General features: G+C 36.6%; 28 protein-coding genes. 21 read left to right on the forward strand and 7 right to left on the reverse strand.

Annotated features, from left to right (window positions below):
* Positions 1-183: 183 nt before the first annotated feature.
* The 3 genes from T529_RS0101810 (at position 184) to T529_RS0101820 (ending at position 2734) form a co-directional block, all read left to right on the forward strand.
* Positions 184-1167 (forward strand): IS30 family transposase, encoded by a 984-nt coding sequence (locus T529_RS0101810; protein ID WP_033161907.1) that lies wholly within the window; start codon positions 184-186, stop codon positions 1165-1167.
* Positions 1168-1316: 149 nt separating this feature from the next.
* Positions 1317-1895 (forward strand): type IV toxin-antitoxin system AbiEi family antitoxin domain-containing protein, encoded by a 579-nt coding sequence (locus T529_RS0101815; RefSeq protein ID WP_033161908.1) that lies wholly within the window; start codon positions 1317-1319, stop codon positions 1893-1895.
* Positions 1895-2734, forward strand: a complete 840-nt coding sequence (locus T529_RS0101820; RefSeq protein WP_033161909.1) for a nucleotidyl transferase AbiEii/AbiGii toxin family protein — start codon at positions 1895-1897, stop codon at positions 2732-2734. The genes T529_RS0101815 and T529_RS0101820 overlap by 1 nt, the downstream gene beginning before the upstream one ends.
* 503 nt (positions 2735-3237) lie before the next feature.
* On the opposite strand, the gene T529_RS0101825 is transcribed toward T529_RS0101820, so the two are convergent.
* Positions 3238-4134: a glycyl-radical enzyme activating protein gene (locus tag T529_RS0101825; protein WP_033161910.1), complete on the reverse strand. Its 897-nt coding sequence runs from the start codon at positions 4132-4134 to the stop codon at positions 3238-3240.
* 181 nt (positions 4135-4315) lie between these two features.
* Between T529_RS0101825 and T529_RS0101830 the strand changes: the two genes are divergently transcribed.
* The 3 genes from T529_RS0101830 to T529_RS0101840 are packed head-to-tail and all read left to right on the forward strand — an operon-like array spanning position 4316 to position 8533.
* A complete protein-coding gene (locus T529_RS0101830; RefSeq protein WP_033161911.1) occupies positions 4316-6733 on the forward strand; it encodes a glycyl radical protein in 2418 nt (805 codons plus the stop codon).
* A gap of 10 nt (positions 6734-6743) precedes the next feature.
* Entirely contained in the window at positions 6744-7424 is a 681-nt protein-coding gene (locus T529_RS0101835; protein WP_033161912.1) for a fructose-6-phosphate aldolase, read from the forward strand.
* A 17-nt stretch (positions 7425-7441) separates the two neighbouring features.
* Entirely contained in the window at positions 7442-8533 is a 1092-nt protein-coding gene (locus T529_RS0101840; protein ID WP_033161913.1) for a glycerol dehydrogenase, read from the forward strand.
* 238 nt (positions 8534-8771) lie between these two features.
* Here T529_RS0101840 and T529_RS0101845 read toward each other — a convergent pair whose 3' ends face one another.
* The 4 genes from T529_RS0101845 to T529_RS0101860 form a co-directional block, all read right to left on the reverse strand.
* The gene (locus tag T529_RS0101845) at positions 8772-9518 is read right to left on the reverse strand and encodes an amino acid ABC transporter ATP-binding protein (protein ID WP_033161914.1); all 747 of its coding nucleotides are present in this window, start codon (positions 9516-9518) and stop codon (positions 8772-8774) included.
* Positions 9519-9520: 2 nt separating this feature from the next.
* Positions 9521-10183 carry an amino acid ABC transporter permease gene (locus T529_RS0101850; protein ID WP_033161915.1) on the reverse strand — a complete coding sequence of 221 codons (663 nt, stop codon included), beginning with the start codon at positions 10181-10183 and terminating at the stop codon, positions 9521-9523.
* Complete coding sequence (locus T529_RS0101855) at positions 10183-10950, reverse strand: transporter substrate-binding domain-containing protein (RefSeq protein WP_033161916.1); 768 nt, start codon at positions 10948-10950, stop codon at positions 10183-10185. The genes T529_RS0101850 and T529_RS0101855 overlap by 1 nt, the downstream gene beginning before the upstream one ends.
* A gap of 251 nt (positions 10951-11201) precedes the next feature.
* Positions 11202-12149: an alpha/beta hydrolase gene (locus tag T529_RS0101860; RefSeq protein ID WP_051646794.1), complete on the reverse strand. Its 948-nt coding sequence runs from the start codon at positions 12147-12149 to the stop codon at positions 11202-11204.
* 644 nt (positions 12150-12793) lie between these two features.
* Here T529_RS0101860 and T529_RS13010 point away from each other — a divergent pair.
* From T529_RS13010 to T529_RS0101930, 15 genes are all read left to right on the forward strand, one after another.
* Positions 12794-12946, forward strand: a complete 153-nt coding sequence (locus T529_RS13010; protein WP_156032138.1) for a hypothetical protein — start codon at positions 12794-12796, stop codon at positions 12944-12946.
* 203 nt (positions 12947-13149) lie between these two features.
* Complete coding sequence (locus T529_RS0101865; protein WP_033161917.1) at positions 13150-13755, forward strand: L-threonylcarbamoyladenylate synthase; 606 nt, start codon at positions 13150-13152, stop codon at positions 13753-13755.
* Positions 13752-14192, forward strand: a complete 441-nt coding sequence (rpiB, locus tag T529_RS0101870; RefSeq protein ID WP_033161918.1) for a ribose 5-phosphate isomerase B — start codon at positions 13752-13754, stop codon at positions 14190-14192. Before T529_RS0101865 ends, rpiB begins: the two co-directional genes overlap by 4 nt.
* Positions 14193-14205: 13 nt before the next feature.
* Positions 14206-15456 (forward strand): serine hydroxymethyltransferase, encoded by a 1251-nt coding sequence (gene glyA / locus T529_RS0101875; protein ID WP_033161919.1) that lies wholly within the window; start codon positions 14206-14208, stop codon positions 15454-15456.
* Positions 15457-15458: 2 nt separating this feature from the next.
* Positions 15459-16082 (forward strand): uracil phosphoribosyltransferase, encoded by a 624-nt coding sequence (upp, locus tag T529_RS0101880; RefSeq protein WP_033161920.1) that lies wholly within the window; start codon positions 15459-15461, stop codon positions 16080-16082.
* Positions 16082-16465 carry an ATP synthase subunit I gene (locus T529_RS0101885; protein WP_033161921.1) on the forward strand — a complete coding sequence of 128 codons (384 nt, stop codon included), beginning with the start codon at positions 16082-16084 and terminating at the stop codon, positions 16463-16465. Before upp ends, T529_RS0101885 begins: the two co-directional genes overlap by 1 nt.
* The gene (locus tag T529_RS0101890; protein WP_321043087.1) at positions 16455-17132 is read left to right on the forward strand and encodes a F0F1 ATP synthase subunit A; all 678 of its coding nucleotides are present in this window, start codon (positions 16455-16457) and stop codon (positions 17130-17132) included. The genes T529_RS0101885 and T529_RS0101890 overlap by 11 nt, the downstream gene beginning before the upstream one ends.
* A gap of 35 nt (positions 17133-17167) precedes the next feature.
* Positions 17168-17401 carry an ATP synthase F0 subunit C gene (atpE, locus tag T529_RS0101895; protein WP_033161922.1) on the forward strand — a complete coding sequence of 78 codons (234 nt, stop codon included), beginning with the start codon at positions 17168-17170 and terminating at the stop codon, positions 17399-17401.
* 13 nt (positions 17402-17414) lie between these two features.
* Entirely contained in the window at positions 17415-17930 is a 516-nt protein-coding gene (atpF, locus tag T529_RS0101900; protein ID WP_033161923.1) for a F0F1 ATP synthase subunit B, read from the forward strand.
* Complete coding sequence (locus T529_RS0101905; protein ID WP_033161924.1) at positions 17930-18466, forward strand: F0F1 ATP synthase subunit delta; 537 nt, start codon at positions 17930-17932, stop codon at positions 18464-18466. The genes atpF and T529_RS0101905 overlap by 1 nt, the downstream gene beginning before the upstream one ends.
* A gap of 5 nt (positions 18467-18471) precedes the next feature.
* On the forward strand, positions 18472-19995 hold the full coding sequence (gene atpA / locus T529_RS0101910) for a F0F1 ATP synthase subunit alpha (RefSeq protein ID WP_033161925.1): 1524 nt from the start codon (positions 18472-18474) through the stop codon (positions 19993-19995).
* A gap of 6 nt (positions 19996-20001) precedes the next feature.
* A complete protein-coding gene (gene atpG / locus T529_RS0101915) occupies positions 20002-20865 on the forward strand; it encodes an ATP synthase F1 subunit gamma (protein ID WP_033161926.1) in 864 nt (287 codons plus the stop codon).
* A gap of 11 nt (positions 20866-20876) precedes the next feature.
* Positions 20877-22280, forward strand: a complete 1404-nt coding sequence (atpD, locus tag T529_RS0101920) for a F0F1 ATP synthase subunit beta (protein WP_033161927.1) — start codon at positions 20877-20879, stop codon at positions 22278-22280.
* Positions 22273-22677 (forward strand): ATP synthase F1 subunit epsilon, encoded by a 405-nt coding sequence (atpC, locus tag T529_RS0101925; protein ID WP_033161928.1) that lies wholly within the window; start codon positions 22273-22275, stop codon positions 22675-22677. The genes atpD and atpC overlap by 8 nt, the downstream gene beginning before the upstream one ends.
* Positions 22678-22748: 71 nt before the next feature.
* Positions 22749-23135 (forward strand): hypothetical protein, encoded by a 387-nt coding sequence (locus tag T529_RS0101930; protein WP_033161929.1) that lies wholly within the window; start codon positions 22749-22751, stop codon positions 23133-23135.
* Between the two features lie 60 nt (positions 23136-23195).
* On the opposite strand, the gene T529_RS0101935 is transcribed toward T529_RS0101930, so the two are convergent.
* Both T529_RS0101935 and T529_RS0101940 read right to left on the reverse strand, forming a co-directional pair.
* Positions 23196-23981 (reverse strand): Mrp/NBP35 family ATP-binding protein, encoded by a 786-nt coding sequence (locus tag T529_RS0101935; protein WP_033161930.1) that lies wholly within the window; start codon positions 23979-23981, stop codon positions 23196-23198.
* A gap of 53 nt (positions 23982-24034) precedes the next feature.
* Positions 24035-25405: an aldehyde dehydrogenase family protein gene (locus T529_RS0101940; protein WP_033161931.1), complete on the reverse strand. Its 1371-nt coding sequence runs from the start codon at positions 25403-25405 to the stop codon at positions 24035-24037.
* Positions 25406-25499 lie beyond the last annotated feature (94 nt).

Below are 25499 nucleotides of genomic sequence, written 5' to 3' on the forward strand. Positions count from 1 at the left end.
AATAATTGATGATTAGAAATACAATTTAACATCATTTATAGCAAAGCTATAAGAATTCAATAAAATGAACCTTATAGCTTTTTTGCGTAGATAATAAGTGCAACAACCTATAAGAATAAAAAAGTTCATGGGTTCAATGATAAAATGTGAGTGACAAAACAAACATTTATCAAGGAGAATCCCATGAACTACAGCCATCTTAACATAAATGAGAAAACAGTCATATCTTTGCTTGCTTCTTCTGACGTATCGATTCGTGAAACAGCGAAGCAGCTTGGAAGAAGTCCGAGTACGATTTCCAGAGAATTGAAACGTAACCAAACAAATGAACGAGATTCCCGGTATATCCCTTCGAAAGCCCAGGAAACATATCAAAACAGAAAACATCATTGTGGCAGAAAATATATTTCCTGTGAGGATACGCTATCCTACGTGAAATCCAGAATAGAAGATCATTGGTCGCCTGAACAAATCGCAAATAGAAAAACAGCACACGAAGTTCCTTCTGCATCAACGATCTATCGAATGATTCACCAGAAAAGGCTTGGTCCTATCACAATGGCACGTCTAAGAAGAAAAGGAAACTTTACAAGACCAGCCGAAACCAGGGGAAAATTCAATGATGGCGGCAGGACAATCAAAAAACGCCCCAAAGATGTCTATAAACGAAAAGAATTAGGACATTGGGAGGGTGATACTGTTGTATCTGGTAAAATTGATCGCAAGTGCAAATCTTCAGCCTGTTTTGTGACGCTGGCAGAGCGAAAATCAAGGATGTATATTGCGATAAAGGTTCCAAACAGAACAGCCGAAATTGTCAGCCAGGCTATCATCAAAGCATTAAAAGATTTTCCCGAAGACATGGTCAAGACGATAACGTTCGACCGCGGAAAAGAAATCGCCGGTTATGAAGATATAGAAAATGCGCTGCATTGCAGTACCTACTTCTGCGATCCATACTGTGTCTGGCAAAAAGGAAAAAATGAAAACACCAATGGACTGTTAAGAGAATTCTATCCAAAAGGAATGGACCTATCACTTGTCGATGAAGATGAGCTAAAGCATAATCTTGAACTGATGAATAATCGGCCACGAAAGTGCCTTGGCTATAAGACACCAAATGAAGTTATGAACGAAATAGACTCACATACATCGTGTTGCACTTAATTTGACAAATCATCAATACCAATTTTGGCCGTGAGTACAAAATGAATATATAAATTATTGGATATGAATAATTAAATAAATTGAATTCAATTTACATTCTTGCTAATATAAATTATAATATTAGCAAGAATGTAAAAGGCGGTGAGAGAATGAAAGGAGTAATGGATTCTAAAAAAATTGAGGTTTTGAATGTTAAAAAATTAAAGAATGTGAATGTATCGAGACAGTCTATTTATAATTTTATAAAAAAGAATTGTATGGAAAAAGTTGGCCCAGGTATTTATATTTCAAAAGATGTGTTGGAAGATGAAGCTTATGTTTTATCACAGCGTTGCCCAAAAGGAGTTATTTCTCATGATGATGCCTTATATTATTATGGTCTGGTTGATCGAGAACCTTTTGTGCATTGTATTACAATTTATAGTGGATATAATCCTTCTGCTCTAACAAACTCTGGTTATAAGGTTTATACCGTGAAAAAGGGACTTTTAGATTTAGGAAAGACTAAAATCACAAATCAATTTGGTCATGAAATCCCAATGTATGATTTGGAAAGAACAATTTGTGATTTAGTGAGAAGTAGACGTAATTTCGAAATTCAGGATTTTAATATGGCGATTAAAACTTATTTACAAAGAAATGATAAGGATCTTAATCGTTTAATGGTGTATGCAAAAGCATTTCGAATTGAAAAGATAATTAGACAATATATGGAGGTTTTATTGTAATGTATTTAACTCCAGCACAAATAAAAGGTAGAATTAAAAATGTCGCCAAACAAAATGAATCGGATCCTATAACTTTGTTACGTATTTATATGATGGAGCGTTTTCTTGAAAGAATAACGTATTCTAAATATAAAGACGATTTCATTGTTAAGGGTGGAATCTTGGTTACTTCTATGATTGGTATATCGATGCGATCGACTATGGACATTGATACAACAATACGTAATTTTGATTTAACAAAAGAAGAAACTACAAGAATTATAAATGAAATTAAAGATATTTCTCTTGATGATCACATTGAATTTATCTTAAATGATATATCTGAAATCATGGACAATATGGAGTATCCAGGAATAAGAATTCATATGAATTCAAAATTAGAAAATTTAATAGTGCCAATCAAAATAGATATATCAACAGGTGATGTGATTACACCTAGAGAAGTAAGATATGAATATCCGTTGTTGTTAGAAGACAAATCAATACAACTCTGGTCATATAATTTAGAAACAATACTTGCAGAAAAAATTCAGACAATTCTTTCTAGAGGATTGTTGAATACACGTATGCGTGATTTTTATGACATAACGACTTTATTTAATCGTTATAAGGATTCGATAAACTATAATGATTTATCATTGGCATTTGATAAAACATGTAGAAAAAGAGAGACACTTTCTTTATTGGAGCATTATGAAGAAATATTATGCTCAATAAGTGAAGATTCAACATTGCAGAATTTATGGAAAAATTATTGTCGCAAATATAAATATGCTAGTCATATTGAGTTTTCTACAAATTTAGAAATAATAAAACAATTAGTGAGTAAAATGCTATAAATTGAGTGAAACAATATTTTAATTGTATGTATTTTTAGAATGAAATGGTTTGTATTCAATATGTACTTACAGTGACTCCAAAATGAGTGCAGAATATACATAAAAGATTTGGAATAAAAAATTATACCAGATTGCAAATAGAAATTGGAAATAAGGAAAAGTACCTTATTGTTAAATGTAATTGGAAATTAGGTTCAATAAAAGTCTGACAATGTATTGCCAGACTTTTTACTACTTACGTTTAAATACAAGAAAGAGATGATCACACCATAATGCAATGAGAATAAGAGGTCGACTGAAGACTGTAAAGCGATAAAAGTTAGAAAAGAAGACATCAAAATTTCTCAAATAGTATTCATATGCGAAATGGTCAAACAGATAGAATGCAATAAATATGATGGAAGCTATGATGAAGAATAGGCGATGTTTTTTTCATAAAGACTCTCTCCTCTCTAAGAAAATATTACCATAGCTGAAAAAATAGCCAGCTTATCATATGTGACTTAGAAAAAACAATCAATGCCCTGATCAGTGAAGATTTGTTGGTAGGAAAGAAGGTCTTCGGGATGTAAGGCTTTTGTATTCTCGTAGGCATAATTGCGGTGAAGCAATTGATATTTCTTTTCACCCATTTGATGGAATGGTAAGAGCTGGACTTTCTTTAAGCCTAATTCTTTTAAGTATGTAGCAATTAACTTTGCATCGTCTAAAGAATCGTTGAAATGAGGAATAACAGGTATCCGAGGGAGGATTTCAATGTGTTGTTCAATAGCCCATTTGAGATTCTTTCTGATAAGCTCATTACCAACCTTTGTTCCTGCTTGATGTTTTTTAGAATCGGCATGCTTGATATCAAAGAGTAATAAATCAAACATCTGTGCTAATTCATGAAAGAGATCTTCTGGCACATATCCTGTTGTTTCAATCGCAAGATGAAGATTGTACTTTTTCAAGGCAGGAAGTAATTCACGTAGGAAATCAGGCTGACTCATGCCTTCACCACCGGATATCGTAATACCCCCACCGCTCTCTTCATAGAAAGGCAAGTCTTGAAGACAGATTGCAACAACCTCCTCAACACTCTTATATTCCCCTTCATTACTTAAGGCATGTCCAGGACAATTCTTCACACATTCTAGACAACCGATACATTTATTGAAATCTACATGTATGCATTGATCCTGATGTGTTAATGCATGCGTAGGACAAAGTTGAATACAATTGAGACAATGCAGGCAGTCTTCTTGATGATAGAGAATCTGAATCTTTGCTAGCTGGCTTTCTGGGTTTGCACACCATTGGCATCTTAAAGGACAACCTTTTAAGAATAGCGTTGTTCTGATACCAGGGCCATCATGAATACTGAATTTTTGTATATTAAATAAGATACCTTTACTCATAAACTGTTTCTCCTTCGCAATTATTGTAGCAGTTAGACGGTAAAGAGTAAATATAAACTTACGAATGAAACTGAAATATAATTTATATGAAATATAATATTGACTAATTTCTGAATGATGCTACGATATAGTTGTAGAAGAAAGTGATATGTATTTCAAATGAAATTAAAAGGAGAAGCTTATGGAAAACAAAGAACACTTTGGTCAGCTTACTGATCGTATGCAAGCATTCCGTGAAGAAGTACTTGATGAACGCCCTTATATTGATGAAGAGCGTGCAATGATTGTCACAAAGGTTTATAAAGAAAATGAATATAAGCCTAGAGTGCTTTTAAGAGCCTTGATGTTAAAAGCTATTTTAGAAGAAATGACAATCTATATTGAAGATAAGACATTGCTTGTGGGAAATCAGGCAAGAAAAAACAAGAATGCCCCAATCTTCCCTGAATATACAATGGAATTTGTGATTGATGAATTGGATAAGTTTGAAAAACGTGATGGTGATGTTTTCTATATTACCGAAGAAACAAAAGAGAACTTAAGAAGTATTGCGCCTTTCTGGAAGAATAATACGCTAAGAGATCGAGGGATGAACCTTTTACCAGAGTGTGTGCAGGTCTTTATGGAAACGGGTTTCTTTGGCATGGAAGGCAAGCTGAATGCCGGTGATGCTCATCTTGCGGTTAATTATGAAAAGGTTCTGAAATATGGTCTTAAAGGCTATGAAGAAAGAGCTAGAAAACTGCAGTCACAACTTGACCTATGTGAACCTGATGCGATTGATCAAAATGTTTTCTATAACGCTGTCTTAATAGTCCTTGAAGCCGTTCATACTTTTGCCTTACGTTATAGCCAGCTTGCGAAAGAGATGGCAGAAAAGGAAAACAATGAAAAGAGAAAAGCAGAACTCTTAGAAATCAGTCGCATTTGTCAGAAAGTGCCTTATGAACCAGCCGATACATTCTATGAAGCTATGCAGTCTGTCTGGTTTATTCAGTTGATTCTACAGATTGAATCAAATGGCCATTCTCTTTCTTATGGTCGCTTTGATCAATATATGTATCCTTACTACAAACATTCAGTACTTGAAAAACAAGACATGACAAAAGAAGAAGCCTTAGAACTCCTATCTAACTTATGGATTAAGAGCCTTACTATCAATAAAGTCAGAAGTCAGTCCCATACATTATCAAGTGCAGGAAGTCCAATGTATCAGAATGTCACTATTGGCGGACAGACGACTGATCATCATGATGCTGTTAATGAACTCTCTTTCACAGTATTACAATCCATTGCCCAAACAAGATTAACACAACCAAACTTAACGGTACGTTATCATAAGAATCTCAATCCAGTTTTCTTTGATGAATGTATTGAAGTTGTGAAGTTAGGATTTGGTATGCCCGCTTTCAATAATGACGAAATCATTATTCCTTCATTCATTGAAAAAGGTGTCAAGGAAGAAGATGCCTATAATTATTCAGCGATTGGCTGTGTTGAGACGGCTGTACCTGGTAAATGGGGATATCGTTGTACGGGTATGAGTTATATGAACTTCCCTCGTATTCTTCTTTGTGCCATGAATAATGGTATTGATATGACAAGTGGCAAGAGATTTACTAAGGGCTATGGCTACTTCAAAGATATGACTAGTTATGAAGAACTGATGAAGGCATGGGATTTAACGGTTCGTGAATTGACACGCTATTCAGTGATTACTGAAAATGCGATTGATAAGGCTAGTGAAAGAGATGTTCCTGATATTCTCTGTAGTACATTGACGGATGATTGTTTAGGACGTGGTAAGACGATTAAAGAAGGTGGTGCTGTTTATGACTTTATCTCTGGGTTGCAGGTGGGTATTGCGAATATGGCTGACTCTCTTTCGGCAATCAAGAAGCTAGTCTTTGATGAAAAGCGTATCACACCGGCCCAGTTATGGGACGCAATTGTCGATGACTTTAGTTCACCAGAAAATCAGAAGATCCAGGATATGCTTATTCATGATGCACCAAAATATGGCAATGATGATGATAGTGTTGATGAGCTTGTAGTAGAAGCATATGATAGCTATCTTGATGAAATGAAGAAGTATAAGAATACACGTTATGGTCGAGGACCTATTGGTGGTGTACGTTATGGTGGAACATCTTCTATTTCTGCCAATGTCGGCCAAGGTATGGGTACTATGGCCACACCGGATGGTCGTCATGCTCATGAACCATTAGCTGAAGGCTGCTCCCCTGCTCATAATGCCGATCAGAATGGACCAACAGCAGTCTTCAAGACGGTTTCCAAACTACCAACCCATCTTATTACAGGTGGCGTCCTACTTAATCAAAAGATGACCCCAATAATGCTTACAACAGATGAAAACAAAATGAAATTAGAAATGTTGATAAAGACATTCTTTAATCGATTACATGGTTATCATGTCCAATATAATATTGTTTCAAGAGAAACGCTTATTGATGCCCAAAAACATCCAGAAAAACATAAAGACTTAATTGTTCGTGTTGCCGGATATTCAGCATTCTTCAATGTCCTCTCTAAAGCAACACAGGATGATATTATTGGCAGAACAGAACAAAGTTTATAGGAGAGAAGAAATGGAATTTATATTAGATACAATTAACTTAGATGAGATCAGAGATGGTGTTGATCATATGCCTATTAGTGGCATTACATCCAACCCAAGTATTGTCAAAAAAACAGCCCCAGATGATTTCTTTGAACATATGCGTGAAGTCAGACGTATTATTGGAAAAGAAAGAAGTCTTCATATACAGGTTGTTGGTACAACATGTGAAGATATGTTGAAAGATGCAAAGCGTATTTTTGAAGAAGTAGATGAAGATGTCTATATTAAGATTCCTACAAGCTATGAAGGTGTTAAAGCCATCAAAGCATTAAAAGCAGAAGGTAGAAATGTAACAGCAACAGCTATCTATACAGTGATGCAAGCTTATATGGCTTTAGAAGCAGGTGCTGACTATATTGCCCCTTATGTCAATCGTATTGCCAATATTGGTGGTGATCCTTATGACCTTATTGATAGGGTTGAAAGCAGAATTGCGATGGATGGCTATGACTGTAAGATTCTTGCCGCAAGTTTCCATGCCTTAGGACAGGTGGAAGAGTCATTAGCAGCTGGTGCTCAGGCGATAACAGCGCCATATGGTGTTCTTAAGACAATTTTCGGGAATATCAATATTTCCCAGGCAATTAAAGATTTCAACAACGACTGGTATGATTTATATGGTGACAATAAAAAATTGAGTGACTTATAAAAAAGGAGATGTTTGTTATGACAAAAATAATTTGTGCACCAGGAAGTTATATTCAGGGAGCTGGCGAAATTAAGAAGCTAGCTTCCTACTATCAGGAATTAGGTACAAAAGGTGCTTATTTGATGATTGGTCATCATGCCTATGTGCATGACTTAGATGATATTGAAAGTTCCTTTAAAGATGCAAATGTACCATTTACTTCAGAACTATTTGGAGGTGAATGTTCAAGAGAAGAAGTTGAAAAGCATCAAAAACAATTAGGTGAATGTGATGTTGTCATTGGTATTGGTGGCGGTAAGACATTGGATGCAGCCAAAGCAGTAGCATTCTATGCACATATGCCTGTCATCATCGTACCAACAACAGCTTCGACAGATGCTCCATGTTCAAGATTGTCCGTTCTCTATAAACCTAATGGGGAATTTGATGCCTACTTGCCTTTAAGAGCCAATCCAGATATGGTTTTAATGGATACGGATATTATTGCGCATGCACCTGTTCGTTTCTTAATGGCTGGTGTTGGTGATGCCCTTGCGACTTATTATGAAGCAGCAGCATGTGTGAAGAGTGATGCTTTAACGATGCCAGGAGGCCATGTCACAAAAGCAGCCTTTGCCTTGGCAACATTATGTCGCGATACTTTATTTGAAGATGCATTGAAGGCTAAAGCAGCTGTTGAAAACAAAGTGACAACTAAGGCATTAGAGAATATTGTTGAAGCAAATACATATTTAAGTGGTCTTGGCTTTGAATCAAGTGGCTTAGCTGCAGCCCATGCCATTCATGATGGCTTAACAGTGATTCCTGAAACACACAAATATCTTCATGGTGAAAAGGTAGCCTTTGGGACAATCACACAGCTTGTCTTAGAAAATCGTTCACTTGAAGAAATCACAAAAGTTATCAAGTTCTGCAAAGCTTGCAATCTCCCAACTTCCTTTAAGGACTTAGATATGGAGAATGTCAGTGATGAATTATTGCTGAAAGCGGCAACTGAAGCATGCTCACCAAATGATACAATGGCCAATATGCCATTTGTCGTTACACCTGAAGATGTTGTAGCAGCTATGAAAACAGCTAACACATTATCAGCAACAATCTCTAAATAATATCAGCTCACATGATTTCACATATTTTAAGCATAATTATCACATGAATATTGTGTATTCTATAAGTGTAGTCGAAAAAGAGTTTTCATAATTTTCCCAAAATACAATTTTCCCAAATAGACTACTCATTCATGACAACTTCCCAAATAATCATGAATAGCAAGACCTAGAGCATTCCCAATCTAGGTCTTTTTTCTTTAAGAACACCTAAAAAAACTCCAGCAAATATATGCTGGAGTTAAATAATATAATTATCACGATAACGTGCTAGGAATTTTTTAGTACGTTCTTTTTTTGGCGTTTCAAAGATATCTTTGGCGCTTCCTTCTTCAACAATCTGTCCATCTTCCATAAAGACAATCTGATCACCTATCTGGTTCGCAAATTCCATTTCATGCGTTACAATGATCATTGTTGTATGTTCATCAGAGATTTCCTTGATAACCTTAAGTACCTCACCAACAAGTTCTGGATCAAGAGCACTTGTAGGTTCATCAAAGAGAATGACTTGTGGATGTAAGGCCAAGGCTCTAGCAATGGCAACACGCTGTTGCTGGCCACCGGAGAGCTGTCTTGGATATTGGTCTTTCTTGTCATAAAGTCCTACTTTTTCAAGTGCTTCCTGGGCAATTCTATACGCTTCTTGCTTTGTCTTTTTCTGGACGACACTCAAACCGATCGAGACATTTTCAAGAATCGTTTTATTCTCAAAAAGACCATAATTTTGAAAGACGAAGGCTGTTGCCTGCCTGACATCAAGATAATCTTTCTTCTTGAGATGAGCAGCATTGTAGCCGACTTGATTAATTGTCACTTCCCCTATTTCGGGTGTTTCAAGTAAGTTGATACATCTTAGTAATGTGGATTTACCTGAACCTGATGGACCAATAATTACTGTTGTTGTACCATCCTGTACGGTTAAATCAATGCCTTTTAGTATTTCTTTGTCATTGAAGGATTTATGGATATTTTTTAAAGAAATCATGTTTAACCCCTCCTTGATAGTCTCTCTTCACAATACTTTTGTAAGTATGTCAGAGCAGTACAGAAAATAAGATAGATAACCGCAACTTCACAATAGAGCGCAAATGGTTCATAAGTATTAGCAGCTATACGCTGAGCTGCCATAAACATTTCTACAACAGTAATATTAGCCGCTAATGAAGTATCTTTCACAAGGGCAATGAGTGAATTAAAGAGTGGCGAAATAGCATTCTTAAAAGCCTGTGGCAGAATGATATAGAACATGGCCTGATTATTTGTCATGCCAATAGAAAGAGCAGCTTCCTTCTGTGTTTTATCAACCGAGAGAATAGCTCCTCGTAATGTTTCTGAACAATAAGCACCTACATTCAAAGAGAAAGTAATAATAGCGGCTACCCAGGCACTTAACTGAATACCAATATTTGGTAAACCATAGAAGATAATAAAGAGCTGAACAAGTAATGGTGTGCCCCTGAAGACCCAAACATAGAATCTTACAATTTGATCAATGACTTTGATCTTATAAACTCTGACGATTGCGACAGCAATCGCAATCAAAAGCCCAATCGCAAAAGTAATGATTGTAAGAGGAATGGTGTATTGAAGACCAGGTATTAATATCTTGAAAAAGGAATCAAGAAGAATACGAATAATACGATCATTCATTATTTTACTGAAACATCCTTACCAAAATATTTCTTACCTAGCTTCTTCAATGTACCATCATTCTTTAATGCCTTTAATGCTTTATTGAGTTTTGTTTGTGTTGTCTTGTCACTTTTACGGATGAGGAACCCTTGTTCATATGTTTCAGTACCTTCATAAGCAATAACTAAATCTGCATTTGGCTTTTTCTGTTTATAGTCTAAATATGTTAATGTATCATTTACTGTACCAAAAGTACGATTCTGTAAGACTAATGAAACATTTTCATTCCAGTCATTTGTAGAAACAATTTCCCCACCATACTGTTGTACGAGCTTAGAGTAGTTTGAAGTACCCGTCTGGGAGAACTTCTTGCCCTTAAGATCATCAAAGCTCTTGATGGCTGAAGCATTTTCTTTCTTTGTCAGTACAGCTGGATGAGAATAAGTATATGTATCAGAGAAGAGGTATTTCTCTTTACGTTCATCAGTCTTTGTCACCTGGTTTGCGACAATGTCATACTGCTTGGCATCAAGTCCAGCAATCAAAGAGTCCCATTTCGCTTCTTTAACTTCAACTTTATATCCTGCTTTTTTAGCAGCTGCCTTCGCAACCTCGACATCATAGCCTACTAACTGATCTTTGTCATTATGATATGAGAAAGGTGCAAATGTACCTTCAGTACCAATAACTAATGTATTTGAATCACTTTTATTTGAAGAAGCAGAGCATCCTGTTAATAATAGTCCCCCTGCCAATAAGGCAATGCCAATTCCTTTTACTTTCATATATATTTCCTCCTAATTTCCTATAACCTACTTAGTATATAGGTATATAGTAAATAAAAAGAACAGTAAAGTCAATCGCAACCACCTTCTTCTTTATTTATTGTGCCATATAGGTTTAACCAATAAAGCAGTGAATAAATCTATTATCAAGCTACGAATTATAGCTGCTTGTGAATCACCGTGTATCTAGTGGAGAAATATTATTATATAGGTATCATATCTAGGATACAAAAACAGTGAGAATCTTGTCCTCACTGTTTTTCGTCTGTAAAGTATTTATTTGTGAAATTAAGTATATGGGACTCATAGCCCTTTGGATCAGTAATATAGCTATCGCAGTGTTCAGCACCAGGAACAATAAAGAGTTCCTTTGGGGCATGACATGCTTCATAGAGCTTTTTGACATTTTGATAGTCGACAAAGCTATCTTGATCACCATGGATGAATAATGTAGGTATATGACTCTTCTCTACTTGTTTGATGACATCAATGTTGTTGAAGTCATAACCAATAACTTTTTTTGAAAGCAAGCTTGCCGATGACATAATTGTGTGCGTAGGGATATGATGTGCTTTAAGAACACTTGTGAGTTGTTCTCTCGCTGAAGCATAGCCGCAATCCGCAACAATACACTTGACATCGCTGCTCAATTCTTCGCCGCTTGCCATCAGGACAGAACTCGCCCCCATTGATACACCATGTAACATTATATTAAGTGGCTGATAGTCAAAGTATTCCTGGATTCTCATAATCCATTGCATTATATCGAGACGATCAAAATAACCAAATCCAATATACTCCCCTTCACTATCACCATGTGCACGATCATCAGGAATAAGAACATGAAAACCATGTTCGTGATAGAAACGGATAAAGTATTGATGATCTAACATACCGTAGGAATGATAGCCATGGATACAGATGACAACCTTGTTGGAAGCTATATCGGCTGGAAAGAATGTTGCCTTAAGGGCAAGATTATCAAAGGATGTTGTAGTAAGTGTTTCTTGTTTAAGCGAAGCAATATAGTTTTTCTCTTCTTCACTTAAGGGGTGTGTTACTGCTGTTGCATGTTTCTGTTTATAATTCTTACGTTTAAAGGCATATCTCAAACTAAGATAACCTGTTAATAAATAGCCAGCTGTTACACCTAACCCCACGCTAGCAACAGTAAGCAATGTCTTTGTTTTCTTTTTCATAATGTCTACCTCAAATAGAAGTATAGCACTAATAAAGTGAATATGGGAAGCAGGATAAATGTTAGGAGTTAAAACAGTAATCATTCATTAGAATGTAGGATTTATTACAATTAAAGAAGTTGATTTAATAGAGTATATTCCTGCTTCACCTAAATATTCATATTTCTATGATATCTCTCCTATATGTAAGCATGCAATTACATTTATAAAGATGATAAAAATAGTTCTATTTTCATGAATAAAACACCTAAACATGTATGAATCTATGCATAGTTAGTTCTTTCCAATCTTGTAGAGATAAGTTATGAAATCTAAAAATACATACTTAAAGGGAATAATAGATAAAATTTGAAAAGAAAAATTTATTTGAATTCTTACTTATAATCATTGCTTTGGTAAGAGCTAATGACTATGTTCATAGCCAGGATATCAAGAGAGGTATTTTTGGTGTGGGCATTGTGAAAACTATGTATTGAAAAATAAGAAGAAAGGGCTATGAAATGGCTTCAGTTTTAAAAATACTATAAATTCCTATAAGGTGTCATCATAGTGTTGGTACATATTATGTGTAAAAAATAAGTAATCAAATACTCAAACTTTATTATTAAAATACCTTAAGGTGTAATGTTATCGAAGGGGTGATTATGGTGAAAAATAGAAGTGAATTGAAACATCGTGATATCTATTTAAATCAACTGGTCGCATTTCAAAAGATTGTTCTTACTTTACATAAGTTAATTGATGATGATATTGAAGGTATTGTCATTAAAGATATTATGGATTGGCTTGTTGAATAAAGGAAATATATGTCAAGAACGGAATTTGCATAAATATATGTATTTTCCGTTCTTTTTCATGTATGAAAAAGAATTTGACTAATGAATAATTATGTGTATAATAATTTAAAAATGACCAATGGTCATTTGTGTAAATTAATAGCCTTAAAATCTATGTATTCTTATGTTTTTATGGTATCATATCTTCGAAATGAGGTGATTGCATGACGAAAGTAATTCAGCCTGGAGAAAAAAGTGTGCTTATTGAGGCGCTAAAGCAAGGTGAGGTTGTTTCGTTTCCAACAGAAACTGTTTATGGTGTTGCAGTGAAATTCAATGACAGAGCAGCACTTGACAAATTGATGGAAGCTAAGAACCGTGATTACTCTAAAGCAGTCACCTTAATGCTTTCTCATCGTGAAGATATTGGGAAATATGCGGAAATAGACGACAGGGTAGAAAAAGTCGCAGAAGCTTTTATGCCAGGCAAGATTACACTTGTCCTAAAGCGTAAAGATTCTGTAGATCCCGCTATGACCAACAATCTTCCTACAATCGGCATCAGGATTCCTGATAGTCCATTTGTATTAGATCTGATTGACAAAGCAGGCCCTCTACTTGTCACAAGTGCGAATATTTCAGGTGGTTGTAATACGACTAATGAACAAGAAGTGCTTGCACAGCTAGATGGAAGAATTGCTTTAGTTGTTGCTGGTGAGACACATAACACAACGGCAAGTACAGTTGTGAATATGAGTGATGGCCAGCTCAAGATTCTAAGAGAAGGTGAAATAAGTTTGAGAGACATAGAGGAGGTACTTTCTAAATGAAGATTGCAGTAGCATGTGATCACGCTGGGTTACAGTTGAAAAATGTATTGATTGAGGAAATGCAGAAAGAAGGTTATGAAGTGAAGGACTTCGGTACTTATACTGAAGAGTCTTGTGATTATCCTGATTATGTTATTCCTACTGCAAAGGCAGTCGCAAATGGTGAGTTTGATCGTGGTGTAGTTGTATGTGGAACAGGATTAGGTGTTTCAATGACAGCTAATAAAGTACATGGTATTCGTTGTGCTGTATGCCATGACACATTCTCAGCCAAAGCAACACGCCAGCACAATGATGCGAACATGCTTGCAATGGGTCAGCGTGTAGTTGGTACAGGAGTTGCTTTAGAAGTACTTAAGGCATTCTTGGAAACTGACTATGAAGGTGGCAGACATCAGCGTCGTATTGATAAAATGATGGCTTTAGAAAAGCAGTAAAAGGAGATAGGCTATGAGAGATACAGCAGTATTTGAAAGTGTTCAGCGAGAATTAAATAGACAAAGAAACAATATTGAATTAATTGCATCAGAGAACTTTGTTTCTCCAGAAATCTTAGAATTAGCAGGTTCAGTACTTACTAATAAATATGCTGAAGGTTACCCTGGAAAGCGCTACTATGGTGGCTGTCAGTATGTTGATGAAGTGGAAACACTTGCGATTGAAAGATTAAAGAAACTCTTTAATTGTCAGTATGCGAATGTACAGCCTCATTCAGGCGCTCAGGCTAATACAGCCGTTTATTTCGCGGTATTAAATCCTGGCGATAAAGTTTTAGGTATGAGTCTTGCAGATGGGGGTCACTTGACTCATGGTTCTCCTGTTAACTATTCAGGTAAAACATATGAATTCCATTCATATGGTGTCAACCGTGAAACAGAAATGCTGGATATGGATGAATATAAGAAAGAAGTTGAAACAGTGAAGCCTAAGCTTGTTGTTGCAGGTGCATCAGCTTATTCACGTATTATTGACTTTAAGACAATGGCTGAAATTGCTCATGCCAATGGTGCTTTGTTCATGGTTGATATGGCGCATATTGCTGGCTTAGTAGCAGCTGGTGAACATCCATCACCATTCCCATGGGCTGATATTGTTACAACAACAACACATAAGACATTAAGAGGTCCTCGTGGTGGTGTTATCATGACAAATGATGAAGAACTTGCTAAGAAGATTAATTCAGCTGTCTTCCCAGGTATGCAAGGTGGGCCATTAATGCATATTATTGCTGCTAAGGCAGCATGTTTCTATGAAGCTTTACAGCCTGAATTTAAAGAATATGCTCATCAGATTATTCTTAATGCCAAGGCCTTAGAAGCTTCATTAAAAGAAGAAGGCTTTAGAATTGTCAGTGGTGGTACGGATAACCATTTAATGTTAGTGGATGTTAAGGCTAGTTGTGGTATTTCAGGTAAGAAAGCACAGCGTTTACTTGATGAAGTTAATATCACTGCTAATAAGAATGCGATTCCATTTGATACAGAAAAGCCATTTAAGGCTTCTGGTATTCGTGTTGGTACACCAGCTATGACAACAAAAGGCTTCAAAGAAGAAGACTTCAGAGAAGTTGGTAAGATTATTGCTTATCGCTTAAAGAATGAAGAAACTGATGAAGTAAAGAACGAATGTTTACGTCGTGTTAAAGCTTTAACAGATAAAGTAACGATGTATGCAGATATTGACTATTTAAAGGAGGAATAAACTTGAGTGTAAAGATTATTGATCATGCCCTGATTAAGCATAAGCTTTCAATCATGCGTGATAAAGACACATCAACATATCTCTTTAAACAAAACTTAGATGAGATTGCTATGTTGATGGCTTATGAAGTCTCAAAAGACTTCCCTCTCAGACTTAAAGATATCGAGACACCAATCTGTAAAACAACTGGTTTTGAATTAGCAGAACAGATTATTCTTGTCCCTATCTTAAGAGCTGGGATTGGTCTTGTTGATGGCTTTAGAATGATTATGCCTAATGCCAAGATTGGTCATATAGGGATGTATCGTGATGAAGAGACATTGGAACCACAGGAGTATTATGCACGTTTCCCTAAGGGACTAGAATCAAGCAAGATCATTATTGTGGATCCGATGCTTGCGACAGGTGGTTCTGCCGATATGGCTATTGAGGATATTAAAAAGCGTGGTGGCAAAGACATCATGTTGGTATGTCTAGTAGGTGCACCTGAAGGGGTGAAGTTCTTACAGGAAAAGCATCCTGATGTCGATATTACTTTGGCTGCCCTGGATGATCATCTGAATGAAAATGGCTATATTGTACCAGGTCTTGGTGATGCTGGTGACCGTTTATTCGGGACAGATTGATGATTGAAAAACAGATTAGACAAACATCCATAAAAGTATTCATAGTTGCACTTTTGATCAGTCTGATTGTGAGTTATATCTTCAAGAACTATAGTTATACAACCGGGGTTATTCTAGGTTATCTTATTTCATTACTGGTGTTTAAAATAACAGTTTCTATGACTGATTTACTTTTAACCCTACATGATCATAAGTACGCAGTTCTTGTTGTTTATGTGATGTTTATTGGTAAATTAGTAATTTATGCAGCTGGTTTAATTTTGGCCATTAAGCTAACCTCATATATCAATTATTTTGCGGTATTTTTAGGTTATTTTATTGTCAAGATCACAATCTATGTGAACGAAGCTGTGGAAAGGAGGAAAAAGAATCGTGCTGCCTAAGTTTACGTTAGCACCTGAACTCTTAAGCTCGCTTGTCATTACGCTGATTCTTGCTGTGCTTTTTATAGTCGCTGGTAAGAAATTAAAGCAGACTGACCCACTAGCAAGACCAAAGGGAATCGTGCTCGTAGCAGAAACAGGTATAAAGATGGTTTATGATTATATGAAGAGCTTAATGCCTCATAAATTTGAAAAGAACTACTATCCCTATTTCTCTATGTTATTTGCTTATCTATTAGTAGCGAATCTTTGGGGTTTACTTGGTTTTGAAGCCCCTACTTCGAACTTATCTATTACGTTTGCGTTTGGTTTTATTACGTTTATTTTGATTCAGATTAATACGATTAAACATAATGGTGTACTACCTTATATTAAAGATAAGATCTGGCCACCTACAAATTTAATCAGTATGGTATCTCCATTGTTATCACTATCTATTCGTATCTTCGCAAACATCCTAAGTGGTTCATTCATCTTAGCTTTGCTTTATAGTGCAACAGCTGGTTTGGTCAAATCGTTGGTTCATATTCCATTTAACTTTTTGGGCCCAATAGTAGCTCCAGTGCTTCATCTTTACTTTGATGTGTTCTCTGGTGTTATTCAGGCTTTAGTATTTGTAACCTTGTCTTCTATCTTGATTGCGATTGAAAATCCAGATGAAGAATAAATAGTAATAGAAAAATATAGGAGGAAAAAATTATTATGGTAAAAGGTTTAATTGCGATTGGTGCAGGTATTGCTGTTCTTGCAGGTTTAGGTACTGGTATTGGTGAAGGTATCGCTGCTTCACGTGCAGTAGAAGCCATTGGTAGAAACCCAGAGGCTGAATCTAAGGTTCGTACAACTATGATCTTAGGTATCGCCTTAACAGAAACAGTTGCCTTATATGGTTTACTTGTTTCACTTATCTTAATTTTCGTATATCCAAATCTATAGGAGGAAATAATCAATGGATGCTAGTTCTGTACCTGATATAGCTAGTAAACTATTTCCTAACTTCTGGACATGGATTGTTCAGCTTTGTTCAACAGGAATTCTTCTGATTATCTTCAAGAAATATTTATGGCGTCCAATGCTTGCCTTCTTTGAAAAACGTGCTGATTATATTGAAAAGAATATCAATGATGCTAAGGACATGAGAGAAAAAGCTCAGGTTTACTTAGATGAAGCTGATAAACAGGCACGTGATGCTGCTAAGCAGTATCGTACAATCATCGATCAGGCAAAAGAAGATGCTAATAAACAAAAACAGGCTATTCTTGATGAAGCAAATACGCAGGCAAGAAATAAGCTTGGACAGGCAAGAAGTGAGATTGAACTTGAAAGAGCTCAAGCTCAAGATCGTATGAAAGAAGATATCGTTGATATCGCTACGCAGGTAGCTGAAAAGATTATGGATAAGAAGATGGATGAAGCGACTAATGATGCAATGGTGAAAAACTTTGTTGATGAGGTTGTTCATTAATGGGTGACATTGCGCAAGTATATGCTCAATCACTCTTTGACTTGGCATTAGAGAATAACCAGGTTGAAGACTATCTAAAAGATATTAAGTTTGTTGATAGTATTCTTGAGAGTGATCCATCATTTATTCCATTCTTCACACATGTTTTAGTACCTTCTGATGCTAAGATTGCTCTTCTTGATAAGTGTTTCAGAGAAGATGTTAATCAGATGGTATTAAACTTCTTAAAGCTGCTTGTAAGAAAAAGAAGAATTCGTTACATTAAGGAAATTGTTGATAGTTTCATTAAATTATGTAATAAGCATTTAGGTATTGAAGAAGGTAAGATTTATAGTGCCTTTGATCTATCAGATGCCCAGGTTGCTGCAATTGAAGAAGCAATCTCAAAGAAAGAAAACAAGAAAGTTATCTTACGTGTCATCAAGGATGAAAGTCTTATTGGTGGTGTACGCGTACAGGTGAATACAAGAGTCTATGATGGCTCAGTGAAAAACAAAGTCAGCATGCTCAGAAAGAGCTTGCTAGAAAGTAGGTGACGAGTGTGGGATTAAGACCGGATGAAATCAGTGCTTTAATCAAAGATCAGATTAAGCATTATGATGATGTCATCGAGAGTAAAGACGTCGGTACAGTTATGACTGTCGGTGACGGTGTTGCTGTTGTTCATGGTCTTGATGATGCCATGGTCAGTGAGCTTATTGAGTTCCCTGGTGGTGTCTATGGGATGGTCATGAACCTTGATGAAGACAGCGTTGGTATCACACTATTAGGTAACGCAGATGAAATTAGGGAAGGCGATGAAGTCCGCAGAACGAACAGAATTATTGAAGTTCCTGTTGGTGATGAATTATTAGGACGTGTTGTTAACCCATTAGGACAGGCTATTGATGGCCAAGGAGAACTTCATACCGCTAAGACAAGACCAATTGAAAGAATTGCCCCTGGTGTTATGACAAGAAAATCAGTTGATGAACCTTTACAGACAGGTATTACAACAATTGATTCTATTATCCCAATTGGTAGAGGTCAGCGTGAGTTAATTATCGGTGATAGAGAAACAGGTAAGACTGCGATTGCTATTGATACGATTTTAAATCAGAAAGACCAGAATATTTATTGTATTTATGTAGCCATTGGTCAGAAGAATTCAACAGTTGCCCAGGTTGTAAATAAACTTAAACAGGGTGGTGCAATGGACTATACAACTGTTGTATCTGCCTCAGCGAGTGAAATGGCTCCAGTTCAGTATATTGCCCCTTATGCAGGCTGTGCAATTGCTGAAGAATGGCTAGAACAAGGTAAGGATGTATTAATTGTTTATGATGATTTAAGCAAACATGCCGTTGCTTATCGTACACTCTCCTTACTTCTTAAGAGACCACCAGGACGTGAAGCTTATCCAGGTGATGTCTTCTACCTCCATTCAAGATTACTTGAACGTGCTTGTAAGTTGAATGAGGAAAATGGTGGTGGCTCTATTACTGCCCTACCAATTATTGAAACACAGGCTGGTGATATCTCAGCATATATTCCAACTAATGTTATTTCTATCACTGATGGTCAGATTTTCTTACAGCAGGAATTATTCAATGCTGGCTTTAGACCTGCCATCGATACTGGTTTATCAGTATCCCGTGTAGGTAGTGCTGCCCAGATCAAAGCGATGAAACAGGTTTCTCGTAACTTAAAGCTTGAATTAGCACAGTATCAGGAAATGCAGGCCTTCGCACAGTTTGGTAGTGACCTTGATGATGCGACAAAAGCAACAATCGAACATGGTGAAAGAGTACGTGAAGTCTTAAAGCAGGCACAGTATTCACCTCGTAGTGTTGCTTCACAGGTTATTACATTATTCGCTCTTGAAAATGGCTTTACAAAGACTATTAAGACAAATAGAGTGAGTGAATTCATGAGTGGCTTAGTTGATAATATCAGCTTAAATCATCATGAATACATTGATGAAATCAATGAAAAGAAAGTATTATCAGATGAATTAATTGCTTCATTAAAAGAAACAATTGCTGCTTACGTTACACAGTTTGAGAACCTACAGAAAGCAGGCTAATATTTTATGGCAGGCCAAATGCAGGCGATTAAACGCCGTATCAAATCCATTGATTCTACCCGTAAAATTACTAAAGCAATGATGCTTGTTGCTTCATCAAAACTGATGAAGACAAGAAAACAAATGGACAACATGAAACCATACTATTCACAAGTCAAAGATACTTGTGCGGAAATTCTTGCGAGTGCGCAGGGGGATGTTGATTCTCCATACTTAGTCAGAAATAGTGTTGGTCGTGATGTTGTGATTGTGATTAGTAGTTCTTTAGGATTATGTGGTGGATATAATGCAAATATCTTCAAGACTGTTGAAAAAGAAGTGAAGAAGGATGATCTTGTGTATGTCATTGGGCATAAAGGTGAAAGCTATATGCGTTCGCATACTTCAAATGATCTTAATAGTGATTATGTAGAACTTAATTCTTCACTTGATTTCAGACAGATTGTAAGACTCACAAACCATCTACTTGATGGCTATAAAAATAAAGAAATCAAGACAATTCGTATTATTTATACAGAATTCGTCAACAATCTTACTTTCACACCTAGAGTCGTAGAATTACTGCCAGTTAGTCAGGAAGACTTAAAAGGTGAAGAAAAGCAAGGTGTACATAAGCAGACATTATTCGAACCAAGTCCAGAAGCAGTACTTGATAGCTTAATTCCAATGTATCTTCAGGCTGTTATTTATGGTTATCTTATTGAAAGTGTAACAAGTGAAAATGCATCAAGAAGAACATCAATGGAAAATGCTACTGATAATGCGGATGACTTAACAGAACAATTACAATTGAAATACAATCAGGCACGTCAGAGTGCTATCACTAATGAAGTCAGTGAAATTATCGCTGGCGCTAATGCAGAAAGTTAAGGAGGTGCCATATGTCTAAAAATATTGGTAAAGTCATTGCGGCTCGTGGACCAGTAGTTGATATTCAGTTTGATGCTGATCGTGATCTTCCAGATATCAACAATGCCATTAAATTGGATAATCATGGTGAAGAGCTCGTAGTCGAAGTTGCCCAGCACATTGGTGACGACGTTGTACGTTGTGTTGCCATGGGTTCAACAGATGGCTTAACAAGAGGATTGGATGCCCTAGATACAGGTGCACCAATCAGTGTCCCAGTAGGAAGGGGTACATTGGGTAGAATGTTCAATGTATTAGGACATGCTATTGATGGTAAAGAAGAATTAACTGAAGCTGAACATATGCCTATTCATAGACCAGCTCCAAGTTATGCAGAACAAAGAACAGAAACAGAAATTCTTGAAACAGGTATTAAGGTTGTTGACTTAATCTGTCCATTCATTAAGGGTGGTAAGATTGGTTTGTTCGGTGGTGCCGGTGTTGGTAAAACTGTCTTAATTCAGGAATTTATCAACAATATCGCCACTGAACATGGTGGTTTATCAGTATTCTCAGGAGTTGGAGAAAGATCTCGTGAGGGTAATGACTTGTATTATGAAATGAAGGAAAGTGGCGTCTTAGATAAGACAACACTTGTCTTTGGTCAGATGAATGAACCACCTGGATCAAGACTAAGAGTAGCCTTAACTGGCTTAACTATGGCAGAATATTTCCGTGATCAGGAAGGTCAGGATGTCTTACTCTTCATCGATAATATCTTCCGTTTCACTCAGGCTGGTTCTGAAGTATCTGCCTTACTTGGCCGTGTTCCTTCACAGGCTGGTTATCAGCCAACATTGTCTACGGAAATGGGACAATTACAGGAAAGAATTACATCTACAAAGAAGGGTTCAATTACTTCCGTTCAGGCTGTTTATGTGCCTGCCGATGACTTAACTGACCCTGCTCCAGCAACGACATTCGCCCATCTAGATGCCCGTGTCGTTCTTGACCGTAGCATTGCTGCACTTGGTATCTACCCTGCCGTAGATCCATTGAACTCATCTTCAAGAGGATTGGATCCAAATGTTGTTGGTAAAGAACATTATGAAGTAGCTCATGGTGTCCAGCAAATCTTACAGCGTTTCCAGGAATTACAGGATATCATTGCTATCTTAGGTATGGATGAATTAAGTGATGAAGATAAGAAGACAGTTGCTCGTGCAAGAAGAATTCGTAACTTCCTCTCACAGCCATTCTCAGTTGCTTCACAGTTCACAGGCTTGGATGGTAAATATGTTCATGTAGAAGATACAGTTAAAGGCTTCAAAGAGATTCTAGAAGGCAAATGGGATAGCTTGCCAGAACAGGCTTTCCATAATGTAGGTACAATCGAAGAAGCTGTGCAGAAAGCAGAAACTTTAAAGAATGAGTAAGATGCGTTTGCATATTGTTACTCCACATGGGACCTACAAGGATACTGATGTCGATTATCTAGGTATTTCGACGACAGGTGGTGACCTAGGTATTCTTCCTCATCATATTCCTCTTGCTACAGGGGTGACAATTTCCGAGATGCATTATGAGGTTGATGGCAAGACATATCGCTTTGCGATTGCTGGAGGCTTCATGTATGTGGATGCGGATAACACAGTAACTGTCATTGGTAATGCTGTTGAATCGCCTGAAGAGATTGACTTGAGACGTGCTGAAGAAGCCAAACAGCGTGCTGAAAGCAGACTAAAGAAAAAAGATCAGAACATCGATACAAAAAGAGCCGAAATCGCATTAAAGAAAGCTCTTATTCGTATTTCCGTTAAAAATGGTCAATAAATAAGAAAGCTGTAACGTTTGTTACAGTTTTCTTTTACATTAGGATATAATGAGTCTAGAGGTGATGTGTAATGTATACACTGGATGATTATTTAGAAGCAGAACAGTCTTTCACGATGGAAGAGGCCAATAAGATGCATCGTGAGCTTATTGATAGCTTGATGGATGGTGTTGAGTATGAAATGTATGATGCAATCATCAAGGCAAGTGTCAACTATATGGCTATTCGTACAAGATGGAATATCTATAAGGAAGAAAGAGATAACGATCAAAGAACAAAAGCTCATAATGCGGTTATTGCAGCTTTTGATGATTTAGCAGATTATCAGGAAGCTCATAATCGTGAAGCAAGCTGGCGTGATGCGATTGGATATGAGGCCAATGGCAAGTATTATCGTAAGCGTATTGGTGATTTCGGATTATATTTAGCTTTTCTTGTTGGTTTAGAAGCACGCTAGTTTATTTATTGTAATGATGCAAAAACACCTCACTTGTATCTTGATAGTGAGGTGTTTTTACTATAAGGTTAAAATCTTTTCTGATAAGCCATCAAGTTCATCATGATTGAGTGCTTCAATCTTGCCTTCATCTACAAGTTTGGCAATTTCAGGATCAATTGGTAACTTTGCGACTGTATCGATATCATACTTCTTGGCAAGTTCTTCAATATGACTTTCACCAAAGATATGATGAATATGCCCACAATCAGGACATTTAAAATAACTCATATTCTCAACAATACCAGTTATAGGCAAATGCATTTCATTGACCATTGTGACAGCTTTACCAACAATCATACTGACTAAATCCTGTGGACTTGTGACAATGACAACACCATCAACAGGTAATGACTGGAAAACCGTTAAAGGAACATCCCCGGTTCCTGGCGGCATATCGACAAACATATAATCGACATCCTGCCAATAAACATCACTCCAGAACTGACCAATCATATCAGCTAGCACTGGACCTCTCCAGATAACTGGTTTTGTTTCATCTTCAAGTAAGAGATTTAAGCTCATGACCTGAATACCGCTCTTACTTCTTGAAGGTATAATCAGCTGATCTTCAGTAGCATATGTCTGACCGTGTATATTGAAGGCTTGTGGGATGGATGGACCGGTAATATCAGCATCCATGATTGCGACATTATAGCCCTTTCTCGCCATGTTGACAGCTAAGGCGCTTGTCACAAAGCTCTTCCCTACTCCTCCTTTACCACTCATGATGGCAATAACTTTCTTAACTTTTGCCTTTTTGTTTAAACGTTTCATGAATGGATTGAATTCATTCTTATTCTCCATAAAAAAACTCCTTTCGCTCTCTCTATTATAAGGAGATTGAAAGGAGATGAAAACTATTTCACACTTCTTTTGATCATCTTTGCCTTTTTTTCATCAAAAGGATAATAACGATAAGGGGTATCAATGCGTGTTCCCTTATGCATGATGGCTTTCTTATGTGAGAATGTTTCTAGGCTATATTTACCATGGTAAGCACCCATGCCACTTGCACCAACACCACCAAAAGGTAAATCATGGTTAGAAAGATGGTTGACAGTATCATTGATGCAACCACCACCAAAATGACATTCTCTTGTCACTCTTTCCTGTTCCTCTTTCATATTTGAGAAAAGATAAAGAGCAAGAGGTTTTGGCTTACTGTTAACATATTTAATGACTTCATCAATAGTTGAATAAGTGATGACAGGCATGATTGGGCCAAAGATTTCTTCTTTCATTAGAACATTATCAAAGTTTGCATCTACAAATGTAGGTTCAATCTTCAAGCTACGTTCATCAATACCACCACCAACAAGAACCTTCTGATTCTTAAGTAAACTTTTAAGACGTTCATAATGTTTCTTGTTGATAATCTTACCTAGATTAACAGATTTCAATGGCTTGTTGCCATAGAATTCAGTGATATACTTCTTGATGCTTTCCATGAAAGCATCCTTAACACTTTCCTGAACTAAGATATAATCAGGGGCTACACAAGTCTGTCCGGCATTGAGGCCTTTGCCATAAAGGATACGTTTAGCCGCAATATCTGTTGGAATCGATTCTGTAACGATTGCTGGTGACTTACCACCCAATTCCAATGTCACTGGAGTAAGATTTTTGGCCGCTGCTTCATAGACTTTCTTGCCAACAGCTTCTGAGCCTGTGAAGAAAATATAGTCAAAGTTGAGTTTCAGCAACTCATCTGCAACATCAGCCCCGCCTTCTACAACTGCAACGTGACCAGCATCAAAGACTGTATCAACCATCTGCTTAATCACCGCACTTGTTTCAAAAGCGAATTCACTTGGCTTAAGAATGACACAGTTACCAGCTGAGACTGCACCTACAAGTGGTTCAATAGAAAGCAAGAAAGGATAATTCCATGGTGCCATAATAAGAACATTCCCATAAGCTTCATTAATATAGTAGCTACGTGAAAAGAATTCATGTAATGGTGTATGGACACGCTGTTTCTTGGTGAATTTCTTAATATTCTTTTTAGCATATTCAATTGCATCAAGAACTAAGCCAATTTCAGTCATATAACTTTCAGTAGGTGTTTTACCTAAATCTGTTTTTAATGCATTTGTAATAAGATCATCATGATCTTTAATCCATATTTTAAGATTATTCAGTGTGGAAATACGCAATTCAATATCATTAGTAATATGTGTACAATGATAACTTACTTGATTAGCGAATAAATCATTAATTTCTGACATATATTATCACTCCCTTCAACCATTCTACACTTTAATCGATAAATGAAAAGACATAAATGATTTGTTTCTAAAATGCCTAAATGGTACATGGGTA

This window comes from Sharpea azabuensis DSM 18934 (genome assembly GCF_000702165.1).
In the GTDB taxonomy this organism is placed as follows: domain Bacteria; phylum Bacillota_I; class Bacilli_A; order Erysipelotrichales; family Coprobacillaceae; genus Sharpea; species Sharpea azabuensis.